This window comes from Variovorax sp. VaC1, from assembly GCF_043658315.1.
In the GTDB taxonomy this organism is placed as follows: Bacteria; Pseudomonadota; Gammaproteobacteria; order Burkholderiales; family Burkholderiaceae_C; genus Variovorax.
In genome coordinates this window covers 583810-603727 of record NZ_JBIGLT010000001.1, presented here as the reverse complement: position 1 = coordinate 603727, position 19918 = coordinate 583810, and the positions used below count along the sequence as shown (strand labels likewise).

Sequence of the window (19918 nt, the reverse complement as noted above, 5' to 3'; positions counted from 1 at the left end):
CGGAGCAAGGTACCCCGTCGGCGTGAGCGCGCCCTGAATTGCGCTCCATCAACACAGCACGACGACTAGAGAAACAGGCGTTCATCTCAAGCAACAGCAGCCTTGAGATCACGGAAGAAGCTCTCTTCCTGCTGCGCCTGCTCGCGCAGCTTCGCAGCCAACGCGGCAGGGTCGACCGCTTCACGTCCCTTCACCATCCGCGCCGCCTTCAGCGCGAAGGCACGCCAGCCATCGCCGATGGCGGTGAGCCGGTCGGACATCTGCAGCAGTTGCGGCTTGTCGAGCAGTTGCGCGGCCTCTTGCAGGAAGCCCGCGTAGATGAAGCGAAAGCCCGCGCCACCGGTGCCGATCTCTTCCTGCATGCGGACCAGGTGGCCGATGAAGTCGACGCTGCGCGGATCGGTGGCCGACAGCCGCTGCATGCGGTTGGCCAGCGTGCGCATGCCGCGCACACCGACGATGGGAATGGGCGCGAGCATGTTGCGCACCGTCTTGCGGATGGCCTTGGTCACCGAGGCCGCATCGACCACCTTGCGTTCGATGGCCTGCGGGTAATACATGAGGCCCTTCGGCGCGAGCACGCCCTTGGCGAAGCGCGCGCGCGACAGGTCGCTGCCCGGGCAACGCACGGGCTCTTCGAACACGGGGTCGCTGATCAGGTAGTCGTCGCCGTCTTTTCCGTACACCAGCAGGTTGTGCGCATTGAAGTGGAAGCGCATGTTCGGCGGAAAGTACGGCAGCCAATAAACCGAGGTCTGCAGGCCGACGATCTTCCCGCTTGCCAACAACGCATCGAGGCGCTGCTGCCCGGCTTCGGGGGTGCGGAAGGTCTCGAAGCTGAAGCGCGCGGCCATCGGCGCCAGCAGGCCCTTGATGATGGCCTTGGGCGGCATGCGGTACGAAATGAGCGGCAGGCCCGACAGCTTGATGAACGGCAGGTACGCGAACGACAACGCCGACGACAGGCCCAGCGCCATGCTCTCGGTCATCGGCGCGCCGTGGTGGCGCATCAGGCTGGAGATGACGCCGCTCTCGCAGTGCGCCGCCTGTTGGTGTTGGAAGTTCACGGCAGGCCTTGCAAGGTGGAAACGGGCAGGCCCAAGGCTTCGCCATAGCGCGCCAGTTGGGCTTGCGACAACGCGGAGAAATGGCGCGGCTGCAGGTGGCGGCGCACGCGCCATTGCCAGAAGCCGCTGGTCTGCGACAGCAGCGCCACGTCCATGCGGCGCTCGTACATCCAGTATTCGAGCGGCGAGGCGATGCCGGCCTTCACGCGCTGCTTCGCGGCCTGGGCCTGCTCGACCAGCACATCGACCGCGTGGCTGGTGACGATCTCTTCTGCTTCCCAGCCACGCGAGGTGGTGGTGACGACGCGGCCCTGCGCGTCGCGCGCGTACATCAGCTTGGAATGGCCGTCGAGGGTTGCGTTGCCTTCTTGCGGAACCGCGTCGATGTCCATGTCAGGCCTCCCGCCGGGCCGCCCGAAGGGAGGCCTGCGCCCCCTTGGGGCGCAGCGATACGCGAAGCGATGAGCGTGGGGGTTTCATACGGCCTCCATGTAGATGAAACCGCTGGAGAAGCGGCCGCTTTCGGGCACGAACATCAGCAGCTTCTGGCCCGGCCGGATGCGGCCCGAGCGGAACAGCTCGTCGAGCATGATGTACGGCGACGCCGAACCCGTATTGCCCTTGCTCGCGAGGTTGCTGAACCAGCGCTCGCGCGGAATGTGCAGCCCCAGCGATTCGAGGCACTGGCTCACCGGCTCGACAAAATAGTGTGATGAGAGATGCGGCAGGAACCAGTCGATGTCCTGCGACTTCAGCCCGCGCCGTTCGATCACGGCCGCGAGCGGTTCGCCCAGCGTGGCGCGCACGATGTTTTCGTTGAGCAGGCGCACGTCCTGCTTGACGGCGAAGGTCGATTCGCGCTGCCAGTCCGAAGGCGGGAAGCGCGCCCAGCCGTCGAGGCCGCCTGCGGCATTCTTCTCGGCACCCGCGTACATGCACACCGGCAGTTCGTGCGCGGCCGATGACAGGTCGATCCATTCGACGCGCAGCGACAGCGGCCCGCGCGGCTCGCGCTCCAGCAGCACGGCGCCAGCGCCGTCGGACAGCATCCAGCGCAGGAAGTCTTTCTCGAAGGCCAGTTCGGGGCGCGCTTCAAGTGCTTCGAGCTTGTGTTCGAGTTCGGCTTCGAAGTTGGCGCCACGCATCACGGCGGAAGCCAGCTCGGAACCCGTGGCCACCGCGCGCCGCGCATCGCCCGCGCGCACCGACAGCCACGCGTGCTTGAGCGCGGCGGTGCCGGCCAGGCAGATGCCCGCGCAGGCCACCACTTCGAGCCGGGGCCAGCCGAGTTCGCCATGCACCATCACCGCATGGTTGGGCATGAGCTGGTCGGGCAGCGAGGTGCCGGTGGCCAGGCAATCGACCGGGCCGATGTCGTCGCCCAGCGCGCGGATCGCCGATGCGGTGAGCTGCGCGTTGGTCATGGCCAGCTGGCCGGTGGCGCGGTCGATGGCGTAGTGGCGCGACTGGATGCCGTTGCTGCGAAGAATCAGCCGCCGCGCACGCGAGGCCTTGCCGCCGATGCGGCCGAGGACGTCTTCGATTTCTTCGTTGCTGACCGGGGCAAAGGGCAGAAAGGCAGCGGTGCGGGTCAGGAAGACATCAGTCGTCATAGAGGTGGGAGCGGTCCGTGGCGGAGCCCGACGGGCACTCGAATTGGGCCGTCATTTTAGTCAGCCACCCTCTGAGAAAAGGTCGCAGAAGCGCCTGCAAACTCAGACTGACCGGGACTACCGTCACGATCAGTGCCAGCAGGAAGAGCACGTACAGCAGCAGCAGCGGCTTGCGTGGCCACGCACCGGGGCCGCCGGCCGCCATGATCAGCTTTCCCCACAGGTAGAAGCTGCGGGTGCCGGCCTTCTCGCTGATGAGCAGGCGTGCATTGGCCTGCACCGCGCCCAGGCCCGCCAGCAGCGGCTGCGTGCCGCGCTCCAGGTCGTTGTGCAGTGCATCACGCAGCGCACGCCCGAAACGGACGGTACTGGCGATTTGTCCGGTACTGAGCCCGGCGTCGGGCATGCCCCAGAAGCCGCGCTTGCGGCCCCAGATCAGCCATGCGGGCGTGGTGAAGAAGGTGGCGAGCGTGGGGCCGGGGTCGGTCAGCACCACGTTGTCGATCAGCCGTGCCCCCACGTCGTCGAGCATGCCCTTGAGTTTTTCGTGCGCCAGCAGCCACATGTTGCGGCAGGCGATGACCGTCACTACGGGTTTGCCCTTGAGCAGACGCGCCGCCACGGGTTGCTTGAGAAAAGCTGTGATGGGCTGCGACGGCGCCAGAAACCACACCTGGTACGGCAGGATGACGAGGTCGAAGTCTTCCTCGCCCGTGAGCGACAGCGGCGCCAGCGGTGGCGGCTTCATGTGGGCCGTTTCCGGAAAGGCATCGAAGAAGCGCAGGAAGGGCCAGGGAAACGGGAACGCATCCAGCGGCCGCAGCACCTCTTCATGCACCTGGATCGACGGGTCGGCACGCAGCGGTGCCACGATCTGCTCTGCCACGCTGCCGAGCTGGCCTGACTGCGAGTAGTGGAGAACCAGCACACGCTTGGGTGTGCGTGGGGCGCCGTCGGCGGGGTCTGAAGGGCTGGAAAAGCTTGAGGTCACGTGCGATGGCGTTTCGAGGGCCGTCGAATGTAAGCGAAGCTCCTCTTCAGCGCATCTGCCATTGGTCATGGCGTCGCAACAATCAGACGGTCGACACCCGCTGGCCGGGACACGAAACGCTACATTCGACGGCCAGCCCTTACACCCATGCCCACTTCACCCGCTTCCGTCGAACAACTGATCGAGCTGGCGATACGCCTCGTGAACGCAGGCGATGCGTCGCGTGCGCGACAGCTGTGCGAACACGCGAAGGCCACGCACCCGCCCCACCCCGCCGTGCTTCAGTTGCTGGCACGCCTTCAGATGGAAGCCGGCGACCTTGCACAGGCCCAGGCGTCCATCACCGAAAGCCTCGCGCTGCGGCCGGACCACGGCCCTTCGCTGCTGATGGCCGGCGACATGGCGCGTGCCAGCGGCGACATTCCGCTGGCGCTGCAGCATCACGAACGCGCCGTGGCCTTGCTGCCCGGACGCGAGCAGGCGCTGCACGCACTCGGCACGACGCTCAGGGCCGCAGGCCGATGGCCCGACGCCGCACACGCGCTGCGGCGCGCCACCGCGCTGGCGCCTGCGCGTGGCGCGGCCTGGTTCGAGCTGGCGCTGGTGCTGCAGGACCTGCGCGACTTCGACGGTGCGGCCGATGCGCTGCGGCAGGTGCTGCGCGTCTCGCCGCCACGGGCCGAAGTGGAAGTCAATCTGGGCATCGTGCTGCAGGAGACGGGCCGGATGGACGAAGCGATGCAGGCCTATGGCCGTGCCTATCGCTTGCACGAGAGCACCTTCGGGCGCATTGCGCACGCGCTTTCGACGGCGCCCACCGGACGCCTGTGGCTCAACCTGGACGAGCTGCGCGCGGCGCTGCGAAGCACGCCCGCCTGAGCGCAGCTTCCTGAGTTTCAGCCCGCGCCGCGCTTGCTGCGGAACGACTTCCGGTAGACGCCCGGCCCGGCCATGATCTTGTCGGCCAGTTGCTCGTAGCCCTGCACCTGTGCCGTGCTCATGGGCTCGCAAGACAGGTCCAGCGGCTCGCGTGGCACCGGATAGCACTGCGCGACCGGCGTGCCCCGTGGCAGCACGCCGTTGAATGCGGGATCGGTCCAGACCGCGGGAAAGTTGATGCCGACCTCGTTGAATCGATCCGCATCGACCAGCCCCGTGACCAGCCTGAACGGCAGATCGTCGCGGTTGATCGGGTGAACGGCCATGAGCGACCAGCCCTCGTCGATCTCCACCGTCCAGAAGCTGTTGAACTTGATGGCCGAGCGCGCGCCATGCGCAAGTGGCGAACCGGCGATCTGCTCGGGCACGTGAAAGCTCAGTGGTGCACGTGGATGGCCAGGCACCGACAGCGCGGGCAAGGGCCAGTCCCAGCTGAAGCGCCCAGCCCCGACGGTCACATCGCATGGCAGCAGGACCATGAAGCCGTGCGTCATCGCATCGACGAACGGCGGGCATTGCTTGACGGTGCGGATGCTGCGCTGGTGCACCGGCGAAGGCACCCTGGGCGCCATCCGGCGCAGCCAGTCGGGCAGCGCGGCCTTGGCCGGCACCGGGCGCGGCAGCAGGTCGAACAGCGCGGGGTCGCAGCGGAATTGGATGTTCATGAGGCGGCGGAAGAAAGCCAGAGAGTCCGCGCCATTGTCTTTGCTCCTTCCCCCTTTGGGGGAAGGTTGGGATGGGGGCAAGCGGCGTTGACCGGGCTGACGGCGATAGCACCGAGAGCAATTGATGCGCCGCCGTGCCCCCACCCCTGCCCTCCCCCGGAGGGGGAGGGAGAAAGAAAGGCCTGAGCCTTGTCTACTTACCTGACGCGGCCTTCCTTCCAGGCGGTCAGCAGCTTGTCGTAAGCCACGGTCTCGCCCTTCGGCTTCTCGTTCGCCAGCTTCTTCCACGGGGCCTGCTCGCTGCTCAGCCACTTGTTCGGATCGCCCTTCGCATTGAGCTTGGGCGCGCAGTTGGCCATGCCCGCGCGTTGCAGGCGGCCCATCACGTCGTCCATCTCGTTGGCCAGGTTGTCCATGGCGGCCTGCGGCGTCTTCTCGCCCGTCACGGCCACGGCCACGTTCTTCCACCAGAGCTGCGCGAGCTTGGGGTAGTCGGGCACGTTGTTGCCGGTCGGCGTCCAAGCCACGCGCGCGGGGCTGCGATAGAACTCGATCAGGCCGCCGTACTTGGCTGCGTTCTTCGTGAAGTAGTCCGAGCGGATGTCGCTGTCGCGAATGAAGGTCAGGCCGACGATCGACTTCTTCAGCGACGTCGTCTTCGAGGTCACGAACTGCGCGTAGAGCCATGCCGCGGCCGCGCGGTCAGGGTCGTTGGACTTCAGGAAAGTCCACGAGCCCACGTCCTGGTAGCCGTTCTGCATGCCGTCCTTCCAGTACGGGCCATGCGGGCCGGGGGCCATGCGCCACTTCGGCGTGCCGTCGGCGTTCACCACCGGCAGGCCCTGCTTGATCATGTCGGCCGTGAACGCGGTGTACCAGAACACCTGCTGCGCGATCTGCCCTTGCGCGGGCACCGGGCCCGATTCGCCGAAGGTCATGCCCATGGCTTCCTTGGGCGCGTACTTCTTCATCCAGTCGATGTACTTGGTGAGCGCATAGACCGAAGCCGGCGAGTTGGTCGCACCGCCGCGCGACACGGCCGCGCCCACGGGCGTGCACTTGTCGTCGGCCACGCGGATGCCCCATTCGTCGATCGGCAGGCCATTGGGAATGCCCTTGTCGGCGGCACCGGCCATCGACAGCCATGCATCGGTGAAGCGCCAGCCCAGCGACGGGTCTTTCTTGCCGTAGTCCATGTGGCCATAGATCGGCTTGCCGTCGATGGTCTTGACGTCTTCGCTGAAGAAGGCGGCGATGTCTTCGTAGGCCGACCAGTTGATCGGCACGCCCAGGTCGTAGCCGTACTTGGCCTTGAACTTGTCCTGCAGGTCCTTGCGCGCGAACAGGTCGGCGCGGAACCAGTACAGGTTGGCGAACTGCTGGTCGGGCAGCTGGTACATCTTCTTGTCGGGCGCCGTGGTGAAGCTGGTGCCGATGAAGTCCTTCAGGTCGAGGCCCGGGTTGGTGTAGTCCTTCCACGCGCCCGTCATCTGGTCGGTCAGCGCCAATGCGGTGCCGTAGCGGTAGTGCGTGCCGATGTGGTCGGAGTCGTTGATCCAGCCGTCGTAAATCGACTTGCCCGACTGCATCGAGGTCTGCAGCTTCTCGACCACGTCACCCTCCTGGATGATGTCGTGCTTGACCTTGATGCCGGTGATTTCCTCGAAGGCCTTGGCCAGCGTCTTCGATTCGTACTCGTGCACGGTCAGCGTTTCCGACACGACCGCGATCTCCTTCACCCCCTTGCCCTGCAGCTTCTTGGCCGCTTCCATGAACCACTTCATTTCTTCCATCTGCTTGTCTTTCGACAAGGTCGATGGCTGGAATTCGGTGTCGATCCATTTCTTGGCTTCGGCCTCGCCAGCCCAAGCGCCGTGCGTGGCGAACATCGCCGCCGCCATTGCCAGTGCCGTGTAGCGCATCTTCATGACTGTGTCTCCTCGGTTGGTGCTCCCCGTTGTGTCCTGTCGCGGCTCCGGGGATGCGGAGAGCCGGACGTTTGTCGAAAACCCGTGCGGCTCAGCCCTTGCGCATCACCAAGGCAAGGACGGCCATCGAAATCACGAAGCTGATCCAGATCGAAGGCTCGGCCTCCAGGCTCATCCACTCCTGGAACTTGCCGGCCAGCCCGATGAAGGCCAGGTTGATGTAGGCGGCGGCCAGCAGGCCGATGAAGAGGCGGTCGCCGCGCGTGGTTTCGATCGGCAGCCAGCCGCGCCGCATCGTGGTGGGCGACTTGATCTCCCACACCGTCATGCCGACCAGCATGAGCGCGATGCAGCTGAAGAACACGGCCACCGGGGTGGTCCAGACCATCCAGTTGAACATGCGGTGCTCCTTGACTTAAACGCGGCCCATCGCGAAACCCTTCGCGATGTAGTGACGGACAAACCAGATGACGATGGCACCCGGCACGATGGTCAGCACGCCGGCCGCGGCCAGCGTGGCCCAGTCCATGCCCGAGGCGCTGACGGTGCGCGTCATGGTCGCCACGATCGGCTTGGCGTTCACGCTCGTGAGCGTGCGCGCCAGCAGCAGCTCGACCCAGCTGAACATGAAGCAGAAGAACGCTGCCACGCCCACGCCGGCCTTGATGAGCGGCAGGAAGATGGTGACGAAGAAGCGCGGAAACGAGTAGCCGTCGATGTACGCCGTCTCGTCGATCTCGCGCGGGATGCCGCTCATGAAGCCTTCGAGAATCCACACCGCGAGCGGCACGTTGAACAGCAGGTGCGCCAGTGCCACGCCCAGGTGCGTGTCCATGAGGCCCACGGTGGTGTACAGCTGGAAGAACGGCAGCAAGAACACCGCGGGCGGCGTCATGCGGTTGGTGAGCAACCAGAAGAACACGTGCTTGTCGCCCAGGAACGAGTAGCGCGAGAACGCATAGGCCGCGGGCAGCGCCACGGTGAGCGAGATCACCGTGTTGATCGCCACGTAGATCAGGCTGTTGATGTAGCCCGAGTACCACGACTCGTCGGTGAAGATGCGCGCGTAGTTGGCCCAGGTCAGGTGCTGCGGGAAGAACGAGAAATGCGAAAGGATTTCCTCGTTCGTCTTGAAGCTCATGTTGATCATCCAGTAGATGGGCAACAGCGCGAACAGGATGTACAGCACCAGGAAGATGCTGCGCTTGTGGAATCTTTTCTCGTTCATTGTTCCTTCTCCACCTCTTGCGTCCCTACCCGCTGCATCCAGTTGTAGAGCACGAAGCACAGCAGCAGGATGATGAGGAAGTAGATCAGCGAGAACGCAGCCGCCGGCCCCAGGTCGAACTGCCCGACGGCCTTCTGCGTGAGGTACTGGCTCAGGAAGGTGGTGGCATTGCCCGGACCGCCGCCCGTCAGCACGAAGGGCTCGGTGTAGATCATGAAGCTGTCCATGAAGCGCAGCAGCACCGCGATCATCAGCACGCCGCGCATCTTGGGCAGCTGGATGTAGCGGAACACCGCGAACTTGCTCGCGCCGTCGATGCGCGCGGCCTGGTAGTAGGCGTCGGGTATCGAGCGCAGGCCCGCATAGCAGAGCAGCGCCACCAGCGGCGTCCAGTGCCACACGTCCATCACCAGCACCGTGAGCCAGGCGTCGGCGGCGTTGCCGGTGTAGTTGTATTCGATGCCCAGGGTCTGCAGCGCATGCCCCAGCAGCCCGATGTCGGCCCGGCCGTAGATCTGCCAGATGGTGCCGACCACGTTCCATGGAATCAGCAGCGACAGCGCCACCACCACCAGCACCGCCGATGACTTCCAGCCCTTGGCCGGCATCGACAGCGCCAGCGCGATGCCCAGCGGAATCTCGACCAGCAGCACCGAGAACGAGAAGCCGAGCTGCCGCAGCAGCGCCTCGTGCAGTTCGTCGTCGCGCATCACCGCGGCGAACCATTCGGTGCCCACGAACACGCGGCGGTCGGGCGAGATGATGTCCTGCACCGAGTAGTTGACCACCGTCATCAGCGGCACGATGGCCGAGAAGGCGACGCAGATCAGCACGGGCAGCACCAGCCACCAGGCTTTTTGGTTGATGGGTTTGTTGGTTGCGTTCATGGTGTTGCTCCTTCCCCCGCTGGGGGAAGGTTGGGATGGGGGCAGGCAGAGCGCGCGATGGATGCGCCGCTTGCCCCCACCCCGGCCCTCCCCCGGGAGGGGTGGGAGAAAGACGAATGCGCCGTGCTGGCCGTGAACACGAGCTTCATGCCACCAGTTCCTCGTTGAAGTAGTAGCAGGTGTGCGTGTCCAGCACGCGCAGCCACACGGTATCGCCCACCGCGGGCGGCCGCTCGTCCGAATGCAGCCGCACCTTGATGACGCTGCCGTCGGCTTCGGCGCTCAGCATCGCGTGCGTGCCGACGTCCTGCACCTGCTTGACCACCGCCGGCACGGCACCGGCGGCGCCGGCGTTCGACAGGCGCAGGTACTCGGGGCGAATGCCGATCTTCAGCGGGCCTTGCGGCAGGTCGCGCGTCGGCACCAGCGGCGTGCCCGCCACTTCGAGCGCGCCGTTCATGCTGTTGGCCGACAGGAAGTTCATGCCCGGCGAACCGATGAAATGGCCGACGAAGGTATGGGCCGGCCGTTCGAACAGCGCTTCGGCGCTGCCCACCTGCACGGCCTTGCCGCGCGTCATGACCACCACTTCTTCGGCGAAGGTGAGCGCCTCGACCTGGTCGTGCGTGACGTAGATCAGCGTGAGCTTCAGCTCGCGATGGATCTGCTTGAGCTTGCGGCGCAGCTGCCACTTCAGGTGCGGGTCGATCACCGTGAGCGGCTCGTCGAACAGCACGGCCGACACGTCGCTGCGCACCAGCCCGCGCCCGAGCGAGATCTTCTGCTTGGCATCGGCCGCGAGCCCGGCCGCACGCTGGTTGAGCTGGCCGCTCATGTCGAGCATTTCGGCGATCTCGCCCACGCGCTTCTTGATCTGGTCTTCGGGCACCTTGCGGTTGCGCAGCGGAAACGCAAGGTTCTCGGCCACGGTCATGGTGTCGTAGATCACCGGGAACTGGAACACCTGCGCGATGTTGCGTTCTTGCGGCGTGGCGCGCGTCATGTCGCGGCCGTCGAACTTCACCGTGCCCTGCGAAGGCACCAGCAGGCCCGAGATGATGTTGAGCATGGTCGTCTTGCCGCAGCCCGAAGGGCCGAGCAAGGCATAGGCGCCCCCGTCGCGAAAGCTCATCTGCAGCGGCAGCAGCGCGTAGTCGCTGTCCTGCGTGGGGTTGGGGCGGTAGGCGTGGGCCAGGTCCAGGTCGATGCGTGCCATGACTAGTCTCCTTTGCGCCATGCCGGCGCGCGCGCCAGCCTCTCGCTGGCATCGAACACATAGGCCTGCGATGCGCTGAAGTACAGCGTGATCGCGGCGCCCAGCTCGAAGCGATGCACACCGGTGAGCTGGGCCACCAACTCGCCCACCGCCGTTTCGACGTGCACGAAGGTGTCGGAGCCCGAGATCTCGGCCAGCTCCACCTTGCCGGGCAAGGCGATGTCGCCCTCCCCCGCGCCGACGTTGAGCGCACTCGCGCGCAAGCCGACGGTGACAGCACCCGACACACCCTCGGGCAAGCCCAGCGGCAGCGCCGGCCCACCGGCCAGTTGCACCTGGCCGGCCGCGGCGGTGGCGGCCAGCAGGTTCATCGGCGGATCGCTGAAGGCGCGCGCCACGCGCAGCGACTGCGGCGCATGGAACACCTCGGCGGTCGGGCCGTACTGCAGCAGTTCGCCCGCGTCCATGACGGCCGTGTAGCCGCCGAGCAGCAGCGCTTCGCCAGGCTCGGTGGTGGCGTAAATGACCGTCGAGTCGCCCGAGGCAAAGAGCTGCGTGAGTTCTTCGCGCAGGCCCTCGCGCAGCTTGTAGTCGAGGTTGACCAGCGGCTCGTCGAGCAGCATCAGCGGCGCGTTCTTGGCAAGCGCGCGCGCCAGCGCCACGCGCTGCTGCTGCCCGCCCGACAGCTCGGCCGGCAGGCGCTCGAGGAACATGCCGATGTGCAGCTTGTCGGCCAGGGCCCGCACGCGGGCGTCGATGTTCGTTTCGCCGCGCAGCTTGAGCGGCGAGGCGATGTTGTCGAAGACCTTGAGGGAGGGGTAGTTGATGAACTGCTGGTAGACCATCGCCACGTTGCGCTCGCGCACCGGCATGCCGGTCACGTCTTGCCCGTCGACCAGCACCTTGCCGGTGGTCGGCGCGTCGAGCCCCGCCATCAGGCGCATCAGGCTGGTCTTGCCGGCCTGCGTGGCGCCCAGCAGCACCGTGACGGCCCCGCTGCGGGGCGCGATGCTCTGCTCGTAGAGCCATGTCTGCGCGCCGACCTTCTTGGTGACACGCTCCAGCGTCAGTTGCATGAGCCTCCCTCGCTTCTTTTCTTGATCAGGTGTTCTTTGCGTGAGCCTGCAGCCAGATCGCCACCTGCTCACGTTCCTGGGGCGTGTAGTGCAGCCCCAGCTTCGACCGGCGCCAGAGCACGTCTTGCGCGCTCACGGCCCATTCGTGGTCTTGCAGAAAGCGCAGTTCGCGCTCGTGCAGGCCCGGCGCCACTTCGGCGCCCATGTCGGCCATCGATTGCGCATCGCCGAGCAGCTGCGCCACGCGGGCGCCGTAGCCACGCGCCAGCCGGCGTGCCAGCCTGGCGGCGAGCCAGGTGTACTTTTCGCGCACGGCGGCCACGAAGCGCTCGAAATCGTCGTCGGGCCTTTTTGCGGCGCCGATCCAGGCCGACAGGTCGCCACCCGCGAGAAAGGCGCCGTCGGTCCAGGCCGGGCGCTGCGCGGACGACTGGCCCAGCATCTTGCCGACCTCGTCGGCCGCGTCTTCGGCCAGCTTGCGGAAGGTGGTGATCTTGCCGCCCCACACCGACAGCAGCGGCGCGGCGGTGGTGTTCGACTCCAGCATGTAGTCGCGCGTGACGGCAGAGGGGTCGCCCGATGCGTCGTCCAGCAGCGGGCGCACACCCGAGTAGGTCCAGACCACGTCGGCCGGCACGATGGGCTTTTCGAAGTAGCGGCTGGCCTGGGTGCAGAGGTAGTCGATCTCTTCCTGCGCGATGCGCGCGGCGCCGGGGTCGTCGCCGGTGAGTTCGATGTCGGTGGTGCCGATCAGCGTGAACTCGTCCTGGTAGGGGATGGCGAAGATGATCCGCTTGTCGGGGTTCTGGAAGATGTAGGCGTGGTCGTGCTCGAACAGGCGCGGCACCACGATGTGGCTGCCCTTCACGAGCCGCAGGCTCTTGGTGGCCAGCGCCTCGCCCTTGGCCGACTGCGCCACGCCGCGCAGGAACGATTCGGCCCACGGCCCCGCGGCATTGACCACGGCGCGGGCGCGCACGGTGCGGCGCTGGCCATCGGGGCCCTCGAGCGTGGCGACCCAGCCGTCGCTGCCGCGCTGCGCATGGATGCAGCGGGTGCGGGTAAGGATCTCGGCCCCGCGCGATTGGGCATCGAGCGCGTTGAGCACTACCAGCCGCGCGTCGTCGACCCAGCCGTCCGAGTAGATGAAGCCGCGCTTGTACTGGTTCTTGAGCGGTGCGCCGGCCGCGTGCTGGCGCAGGTCGACGCTGCGCGAACCGGGCAACACCTCGCGCCTGGCCAGGTGGTCGTACATGAACAGGCCGATGCGGATCATCCAGGCCGGGCGCATCGACGGGTCGTGCGGCATGACAAAGCGCAGCGGCCACATGATGTGCGGCGCGCTCTTGAGCAGCACTTCGCGCTCTTGGAGCGCCTTGCGCACCAGCGAAAACTCGTAGTACTCGAGGTAGCGCAGCCCGCCGTGAATCAGCTTGGTGGAAGAAGACGAGGTGTGCGAGGCAAGATCGTCCTTCTCGCACAGCACCACGCGCCAGCCGCGGCCCGCGAGGTCGCGTGCGATGCCGCAGCCGTTGATGCCGCCGCCGACGATCAGGACGTCGCAGTCGGAGGCCTGGCCGGGTGCTTGGGTGGTGAAATCGCTCACGGAAATAAGGTCCGCAGAAGGGTCCGCAGGAATGTGACTTTCGTCACCGACGTCGGTCATTGTATTTTCGAGTTTTTTCATTTAGGTTCCTTTGAGCGCGATTTTCCTCCGAGTTTTCCCTTAGTTGATTCGTTTTCTTTCGTTTTACAGTGACACGCGCTGTACCCTTGCCCGCAGTCTTCCTGCCTTCCACGACGCCCCTGTGAACTCCAATCCGCGCCAGATCAACCTCCTGGACACCGTGCGTACGCGCGGGTCCGTCACCGTCGAACAGCTTGCCGACATGCTCGGCGTGACGCTGCAGACCGTGCGCCGCGACGTGCAGCGGCTGGCCGACGAAGGGCTGCTCACGCGTTTCCACGGCGGCGTGCGCGTGCCCAGCTCGACCACCGAGAACATCGGCTACCAGCAGCGCGAAACCCTGCACGCCGAAGGCAAGGCGCGCATTGCCCGCCGCGTGGCCGAGCTGGTGCCCAACGACTGCTCGCTGATCCTGAACATCGGCACCACCACCGAGGCCGTCGCCAAGGCACTGCTGCGCCACACGGGCCTGCGCGTGATCACCAACAACCTGAACGTGGCCACCATCCTGAGCGGCAACAGCGGGTGCGAGGTGATCGTGGCGGGCGGCTCGGTGCGCCCGCGCGACCGCGCCATCGTGGGCGAGGCCACCATCGACTTCATCCGCCAGTTCAAGGTCGACATCGCGCTGATCGGCGTCTCGAGCATCGAGGCCGACGGCTCGCTGCGCGACTTCGACCTGCGCGAGGTGAAGGTGGCGCAGACCATCATCGCGCAGGCGCGCGAGGTATGGCTCGCGGCGGACGCCAGCAAGTTCAACCGGCCCGCGATGATCCAGCTGGGCACGCTGTCGCAGATCGACCGCCTGTTCACCGACGCGGAGCCGCCGGCGCCTTTTGCCCAGCTGCTGCAGGACGCGCAGGTGCGGCTCGAGATCGCACGCGACAACTGAAGACAAGCCGACCCGCAAGAAAGAACGACGACCGAATGACGACCTACCTGCTCGCCCTCGACCAGGGCACCTCCAGCTCGCGCAGCATCGTGTTCGACCGCGAAGGCCACATCGTCGCCATCGCGCAGAAGGAGCTCACGCAGATCTATCCGCAGCCGGGCTGGGTCGAGCACGACCCGATGGAAATCTGGCGCAGCCAACTCGCCACGGCACGCGAAGTGCTGGTCAAGGCCAAGCTCAAGCCGAGCGACATCCACGCCATCGGCATCACCAACCAGCGCGAGACCACCGTGCTGTGGAACCGCGCCACCGGCCAGCCGGTGCACCACGCCATCGTCTGGCAAGACCGGCGCGCCGAGCCGTTGTGCGCGCAGCTGCGCGACGAAGGCATGAGCGACACCATCCGCGAGAAGACCGGGCTGGTGATCGACGCGTACTTCTCCGGCACCAAGCTGCGCTGGCTGCTCGACAACGTGCCCGGCGCACGCGCGCAGGCCGAACGCGGCGAACTGGCCTTCGGCACGGTCGACAGCTGGCTCATGTGGCAGCTCACGGGCGGCAAGGCGCACGTGACCGACGTGAGCAATGCCTCGCGCACCATGCTCTTCAACGTGCACACCAACGAATGGGATGCCGACCTGCTCGCGGCGCTGAAGATCCCTGCCGCGCTGCTGCCGAAGGTGCAGCCATCGAGCTCGCACTTCGCCGACACCGACGCCGCACTGCTCGGCCGTGCGCTGCCCATCGGTGGCGTGGCGGGCGACCAGCAGAGCGCCCTCTTCGGCCAGGCCTGCTTCGAGGCCGGCATGGCCAAGAACACCTATGGCACCGGCTGCTTCCTGCTGATGCACACCGGCAGCGCCTTCCAGCCCTCGCAGAACGGCCTGCTCGTGACCAGCGCCGCGCAGACCGACACCACGCCCCAGTACGCGATGGAAGGCAGCGTGTTCGTCGGCGGCGCCGTGGTGCAGTGGCTGCGCGACGGCCTGAAGGCCATCAAGGGCAGCGCCGAAGTGCAGTCGCTGGCCGAGAGCGTGCCCGACGCAGGCGGCGTGATGATGGTGCCGGCCTTCACCGGCCTGGGCGCGCCCTACTGGGATGCAGATGCGCGCGGCACCATCACCGGCCTGACGCGCGGCACCACCGTCGCGCACATCGCGCGCGCCGCGCTCGAAAGCATCGCCTACCAGAGCGCTGCGTTGCTGCAGGCCATGAGCCGCGACGCGGTGGCAGCCGGCGGAAAGCCGGTGGCCGAGCTGCGCGTGGATGGCGGCGCAAGCGTCAACGACCTGCTGATGCAGTTCCAGGCCGACCTGCTGGGCATTCCCGTGGTGCGGCCCGAGGTGATCGAAACCACCGCGCTCGGCGCCGCTTACCTGGCGGGTCTGTCGACCGGCGTGTACAGCGACGCGCGCCAGCTGTCGAAGCTGTGGAAGATCGAACGGCGCTTCATGCCCACCATGGGCCGCGCGCAGGCCGAGGAATCGATGGCGCGCTGGGAGCGCGCGGTGCGGCAGGCCACCGCCGCCTGAAGCGGCTGCCACAGCCCTTTCTCCAAAGCCCTCCAAAGTCCCCCAAAGACCTCGCGGACATCGGGACACTGGGGGTTGCGGCGCATGCGGCGGGGCAGAATCCGCCCGCCCCTCCGATCTGCAGCGCCGCCCTTTTGACAACCCCACCCTCCGAAGCGACCGCTCCCCGGAGCGCTTCCCGCACCCACGGACTGCTCGCCTGCGGCGTGGTTGGCGCCACCTTGCTGGCACTGATCGCCATGGGCCACGATGGCCGCCGCACCGCCCAGCTCGCGGTGCTCGCCCTGCCCCTGGTGCTGTGGCTCGCATGGCCCTTGCGCAGCGCGCGCATGCGCCGCGTGCGCACGGTGGCCGTCTGGCTCTGGGCGATGGGCTTCGCGCTCGACGGCGTGGTGCGCGCCTACCTGCTCGACACCTACCAGGCCGCGCCCGATGGTGCGATGGTGCTGGGCGCGGCCGCCAACACCAACGCACGCGAGAGCGGCGAATACCTGCAGATGCACTGGCGCTCCGCCGTCATCTGGTCGGGTGCGCTCCTCATCGCCGGTGCGCTGGTGGGCGTGTTCGCGCGGCGCGGTGCCGTGGCCGATGCGGCAGCAGCTCCCGCGCGTACTCGCCTGCCGTTCTGGACGCGGTCTATCGTGCTCGTGCTTCTGCTGGTTGCCTGCGTGGCGTATGCAAGCAAACCGTGGCGCCGGTTGCATCCGGCCATCTTCTGGGCCCAGTGGTCGCACTCGGTGCAGACCTTGCGCGGCGCCTGGGCCAACCAGCAGGAAGTGCGCGACCGGTCGCTGGCGCAGGCCAGGGCCGTGGCGCCCGTTTTCACCAAGGCCGGGCCGTCCACGGTCGTGCTCGTCATCACCGACAGCATCAACCGCGACAACATGGCGCTGTACGGCTACGGCCGCCCGACCACGCCGCGCCTGCTGGCGCACAAGGCGCAGGCCGGCGAGCAGATGGCGGTGCTGCAGAACGCATGGTCGGTCGACGCGAGCACCCTGCCCGCGCTGCGCAACATGTTCCATTTCGGCCTGCCCCAGGGCGAGAACAACGAGAACCCGCCGCACCTGCTGGCCTTGGCGCGCGCGGCGGGCTACAAGGTCTGGTGGATCAGCAACCACGACGACCTGGCCATCGAGCAGCAGCACGCGCGCTTTGCCAACGTGGTGGACATGGTCAACCGCACACCCGGCCGGGCGAGTGCATCGCTCGACGGCGAGATCCTCGATTGCGTGCAGGAGGCGCTCGAAGACGCGAGCACCGACCGCAAGCTGATCGTGGTCCACCTCATGGGCGCACACCCCCACTACAGCCTGCGCTTTCCGGAGAACGCCAACCCGTTCGACGACCACGTCGATGCGGTGGAAACCGGTCTGGTGAACAACGGCCGCCCCGCCTGGGTGCGCCGCTTCCGCCAGGAATACGACGCGGCGCTGCTGTATCACGACTTCGTGGTGTCGGAGCTTCTGCAGCAGACCCGCAGCACCGGCAAGCCCGGCGACTACCGCGCGTGGATGTACCTGTCGGACCACGGCCAGGAGGTCGGGCACGGCAGCGACCGCGCGGGCCACAGCCCCTCGACCGCTTCGGGCTACCGCATTCCGGCGGTGATCTGGCGCAACACCGAGGCGCTGCCGGCCGGCGCCGCAACGCAGCAGCCCTTTCGCGCGGACTGGACCGGCTGGACCTTGATGGACCTGTTGCACATCCAGTGGAGCGGGCAGAGGCCCGAGCGCGATGTGCTGGCGGAAGGCTACCGCTGGGAGGCGCCGAAGATTCCGGTGGCCGTGGAGTCGTTTTCGCGCTAGCGCGCTTGCGCCCGACGAACTGCGGCTGAACAGGACATGCGCCGCGTGCGCATGTTCGTCCTTGCCGTTCAGGCTTCTTCCGCGTCGCGTGCTCCCCGCTTGACAGTTTGCGGTGGCTGGCCGAAGGCACGAATGAACGCGCGACGCATGCGCTCCCGATCTGCAAAGCCCGTCTCGCGGGCAATCAGTTCGATCGGATGATTCCCCTCTTCCATCATCAGGCGAGCCGCCTCAAGCCGAAGATTTTCGACCGCCTTCGCTGGCGTATGGCCTGTCTCCGCATGAAACAGCCGGCTGAATTGCCGCGGGCTGATGTTCGCCACATAGGCGAGTTCCTCGATCGACAGGACACTCTTCAGGTTCTGCCGCGCATGCGTCAGCGCACGCTGGATCCGGTCGGACTTCGGGGCCACCTCGAGCAGACTCGAGAACTGGGATTGCCCTCCGGCACGCCGGTGGTACATCACGAGTGATCGGGCAACCTGTCGAGCGATCTGTACGCCGCAGTCGTCTTCGAGCATGGCAAGCGCAAGGTCCAGTCCGGCGGTCATGCCCGCAGAGGTCCACACGTTCCCGTCAGCGATGTAGATGCGGTCCTCTTCGACCTTGACGGCGGGGTAGCGCTGCGCCATCTCGCGCGCGACGACCCAGTGCGTCGTCACTCGCCGCCCGTCGAGAACACCCGCCTCCGCCAAGGCAAAGGCCCCCGTGCAGATGGATGCGATGCGACGCACCTTCTTTGCGGCGTTGCCCAGAAACGCAAGAACGCCGGGAGGAACAACGTCGGGGACGGGTGGTCCCGCGACGATGAAAGTGTCGAATGCAAAGCTGCCGAGTGCCTTGGTCTCCATCGAAAAGCCAAGGGAGTTGACGACCGGTCCGCCGTGTTCAGACAGCAGTTGCACGTTGTAGACGGGCTTCTTTCCGGCGTAGTTGGCGAACTCGAACACGGTCATCGCCGTGAGACTCATGATCTGGAAGCCGGGGTTGACGATGAAGCCGATCTTGAGCATGGCGCTCTCCGTGGTGGAAATCTCTGGATGGCATGAAAGGTGGCAACTATGACGTTGCCGCCACGCGCAGCGATCCTACATTCGTTCCATCCCGAGCGTATTGCTCGCCATTCGACAAGACACCGGACCCCACATTCGCAGCCCACACCCAAACAGCCAAGCCCTTCATCGGCATTCAACGACCTGACCGGTGCGGAACATCGCAGCGATCAGTTTTTGTCAGACGGTTGTTGTCATCCCGGCCAAGTCGCATGCGCGCAAGCCACCGGGGTGATGGCATCACACATCAGGTTCCACATGAAAGTTCTGTTCATCATCTCCGGCTCCGAAACTGCTTTCTGGCTGTCGGAAGTCACGCACCCCTACTGGCACCTAATCGAGCGGGGCATCGAAATCGACTTCGCCAGCCCCAACGGCGGCAAGGTTGTCTATGACGCCTACAGCGACCCTTACTTCGCGAATTCGCTCGAGGCCGAGGATCTGGTCAGCAAGGGCTATCTCTCCGACAAGGCATTGGTCGCCAAGCTCGACACGACACTGAAGCTGTCCGATGTGGACCTAGCCGCATACGACGCCGTTCACGTTGCCGGTGGACGCGGTGCGACTTTCGACCTGTATCCCAACGCCGATGTGGGCAATGCGCTCGAGCATTTCTGGGCCAAGGACAAGATCGTGGGTGCGATCTGCCACGGCGCCATCGCCTTGGGCAACATTCCGGAGCGAATTCGCGGCAAGCGCACCACGGGCTACACGCTCGAGGCCGACCTGGGTCTGCAGAAGATGTTCGGCCCCGAATTTCTCATCCCGCACTATCCGCAAACGGTACTGGAAGAGACGGGTTCGCTCTACTCCCGTCTTGGCAACAACGACCCGTATGTCGTCAAGGACGGAAAGCTGGTGACAGGCCAAAACCAGCAATCCGCCTCCGAGTACGCGATCGTGCTGCTCGCCGCAATCACCGGCAGCAGCCCGGTCTCGGTGGCCTGACCCATCCTCGGAGAGGCGCGCGCTGTTCGCGCCTCACACCCATCAACCGAAAGGCGGGCCACTGCCCGGCCGCTTCCTTCATCGAAAGTCGCAACCATGCTGTACTTCGTCGAGATCGACGTCAAGATTCCCGATGCGATCGATCCATCTCGCCTTGCCGAACTGCAGGCCCGCGAGAAGATCGCGTCCGCCGAATACCAACTCGCAGGTGAATGGCTGCACCTTTGGCGGATCGCAGGAAAGTTCGGCAGCGTCTCCGTGTTCAACGTCCCTGATCACGATCGGCTGCATGAAGTCCTGTCGTCGCTTCCCCTGTTCCCGTTCATGACGGTTCGGGTTCTGCCGCTTGCGCGGCATCCTGGGGCGCTCGCCTCAAGTCCCGGCTGATG

At 66.2% G+C, this 19918-nt stretch carries 19 protein-coding genes; 6 read left to right on the top strand and 13 right to left on the bottom strand.

All coding sequences use genetic code 11. The annotated features are described in order from the left end of the window. Positions 1-86: 86 nt before the first annotated feature. The 4 genes from ACGLHS_RS02970 to ACGLHS_RS02955 form a co-directional block, all read right to left on the bottom strand. A complete protein-coding gene (locus ACGLHS_RS02970) occupies positions 87-1067 on the bottom strand; it encodes a BtrH N-terminal domain-containing protein (RefSeq protein WP_394476687.1) in 981 nt (326 codons plus the stop codon). Further along, positions 1064-1459, bottom strand: coding sequence for a hypothetical protein (locus tag ACGLHS_RS02965; RefSeq protein ID WP_394476685.1), 396 nt, complete (start codon positions 1457-1459; stop codon positions 1064-1066). The genes ACGLHS_RS02970 and ACGLHS_RS02965 overlap by 4 nt, the downstream gene beginning before the upstream one ends. 84 nt (positions 1460-1543) lie before the next feature. Continuing rightward, positions 1544-2680, bottom strand: coding sequence for a beta-ketoacyl-ACP synthase III (locus ACGLHS_RS02960; RefSeq protein WP_394476683.1), 1137 nt, complete (start codon positions 2678-2680; stop codon positions 1544-1546). Then, complete coding sequence (locus ACGLHS_RS02955; protein ID WP_394476681.1) at positions 2670-3740, bottom strand: dialkylrecorsinol condensing enzyme; 1071 nt, start codon at positions 3738-3740, stop codon at positions 2670-2672. Before ACGLHS_RS02955 ends, ACGLHS_RS02960 begins: the two co-directional genes overlap by 11 nt. 78 nt (positions 3741-3818) lie before the next feature. Here ACGLHS_RS02955 and ACGLHS_RS02950 point away from each other — a divergent pair, with 78 nt between their 5' ends. Further along, positions 3819-4550: a tetratricopeptide repeat protein gene (locus ACGLHS_RS02950; protein WP_394476679.1), complete on the top strand. Its 732-nt coding sequence runs from the start codon at positions 3819-3821 to the stop codon at positions 4548-4550. 17 nt (positions 4551-4567) lie between these two features. Here the strand turns inward: ACGLHS_RS02950 and ACGLHS_RS02945 are convergent, their stop codons facing one another. The 8 genes from ACGLHS_RS02945 to glpD form a co-directional block, all read right to left on the bottom strand. After that, positions 4568-5275: a hypothetical protein gene (locus tag ACGLHS_RS02945; protein ID WP_394476676.1), complete on the bottom strand. Its 708-nt coding sequence runs from the start codon at positions 5273-5275 to the stop codon at positions 4568-4570. Between the two features lie 197 nt (positions 5276-5472). Next, positions 5473-7203 (bottom strand): ABC transporter substrate-binding protein, encoded by a 1731-nt coding sequence (locus ACGLHS_RS02940; RefSeq protein WP_093237124.1) that lies wholly within the window; start codon positions 7201-7203, stop codon positions 5473-5475. A 91-nt stretch (positions 7204-7294) separates the two neighbouring features. Then, a complete protein-coding gene (locus ACGLHS_RS02935) occupies positions 7295-7603 on the bottom strand; it encodes a DUF2160 domain-containing protein (protein WP_093237123.1) in 309 nt (102 codons plus the stop codon). Between the two features lie 15 nt (positions 7604-7618). Continuing rightward, positions 7619-8431, bottom strand: a complete 813-nt coding sequence (locus tag ACGLHS_RS02930) for a carbohydrate ABC transporter permease (RefSeq protein WP_093237122.1) — start codon at positions 8429-8431, stop codon at positions 7619-7621. After that, complete coding sequence (locus ACGLHS_RS02925; RefSeq protein ID WP_394476673.1) at positions 8428-9318, bottom strand: carbohydrate ABC transporter permease; 891 nt, start codon at positions 9316-9318, stop codon at positions 8428-8430. Before ACGLHS_RS02925 ends, ACGLHS_RS02930 begins: the two co-directional genes overlap by 4 nt. A 145-nt stretch (positions 9319-9463) precedes the next feature. After that, positions 9464-10534 (bottom strand): ABC transporter ATP-binding protein, encoded by a 1071-nt coding sequence (locus ACGLHS_RS02920; protein WP_093237120.1) that lies wholly within the window; start codon positions 10532-10534, stop codon positions 9464-9466. Between the two features lie 2 nt (positions 10535-10536). Next, a complete protein-coding gene (locus tag ACGLHS_RS02915) occupies positions 10537-11610 on the bottom strand; it encodes an ABC transporter ATP-binding protein (protein ID WP_394476670.1) in 1074 nt (357 codons plus the stop codon). A 25-nt stretch (positions 11611-11635) separates the two neighbouring features. Further along, entirely contained in the window at positions 11636-13297 is a 1662-nt protein-coding gene (glpD, locus tag ACGLHS_RS02910) for a glycerol-3-phosphate dehydrogenase (RefSeq protein WP_394476668.1), read from the bottom strand. A 121-nt stretch (positions 13298-13418) separates the two neighbouring features. Between glpD and ACGLHS_RS02905 the strand changes: the two genes are divergently transcribed. The 3 genes from ACGLHS_RS02905 to ACGLHS_RS02895 all read left to right on the top strand — a co-directional run bounded on the left by ACGLHS_RS02905 (position 13419) and on the right by ACGLHS_RS02895 (position 17529). Beyond that, positions 13419-14189 (top strand): DeoR/GlpR family DNA-binding transcription regulator, encoded by a 771-nt coding sequence (locus ACGLHS_RS02905; RefSeq protein WP_093237117.1) that lies wholly within the window; start codon positions 13419-13421, stop codon positions 14187-14189. Between the two features lie 35 nt (positions 14190-14224). Next, positions 14225-15721 carry a glycerol kinase GlpK gene (gene glpK / locus ACGLHS_RS02900; protein WP_394476665.1) on the top strand — a complete coding sequence of 499 codons (1497 nt, stop codon included), beginning with the start codon at positions 14225-14227 and terminating at the stop codon, positions 15719-15721. Between the two features lie 239 nt (positions 15722-15960). Next, a complete protein-coding gene (locus tag ACGLHS_RS02895) occupies positions 15961-17529 on the top strand; it encodes a phosphoethanolamine transferase (RefSeq protein ID WP_394478155.1) in 1569 nt (522 codons plus the stop codon). 68 nt (positions 17530-17597) lie between these two features. Here the strand turns inward: ACGLHS_RS02895 and ACGLHS_RS02890 are convergent, their stop codons facing one another. Beyond that, positions 17598-18542, bottom strand: a complete 945-nt coding sequence (locus tag ACGLHS_RS02890; protein WP_394476663.1) for a GlxA family transcriptional regulator — start codon at positions 18540-18542, stop codon at positions 17598-17600. A 297-nt stretch (positions 18543-18839) separates the two neighbouring features. Here ACGLHS_RS02890 and ACGLHS_RS02885 point away from each other — a divergent pair, with 297 nt between their 5' ends. Together ACGLHS_RS02885 and ACGLHS_RS02880 are read left to right on the top strand one after the other, a co-directional pair. Next, positions 18840-19529 carry a type 1 glutamine amidotransferase domain-containing protein gene (locus tag ACGLHS_RS02885; RefSeq protein WP_394476661.1) on the top strand — a complete coding sequence of 230 codons (690 nt, stop codon included), beginning with the start codon at positions 18840-18842 and terminating at the stop codon, positions 19527-19529. Positions 19530-19625: 96 nt separating this feature from the next. Next, positions 19626-19916 carry a muconolactone Delta-isomerase gene (locus ACGLHS_RS02880; RefSeq protein WP_394476659.1) on the top strand — a complete coding sequence of 97 codons (291 nt, stop codon included), beginning with the start codon at positions 19626-19628 and terminating at the stop codon, positions 19914-19916. The last annotated feature ends 2 nt before the right edge of the window (positions 19917-19918 follow it).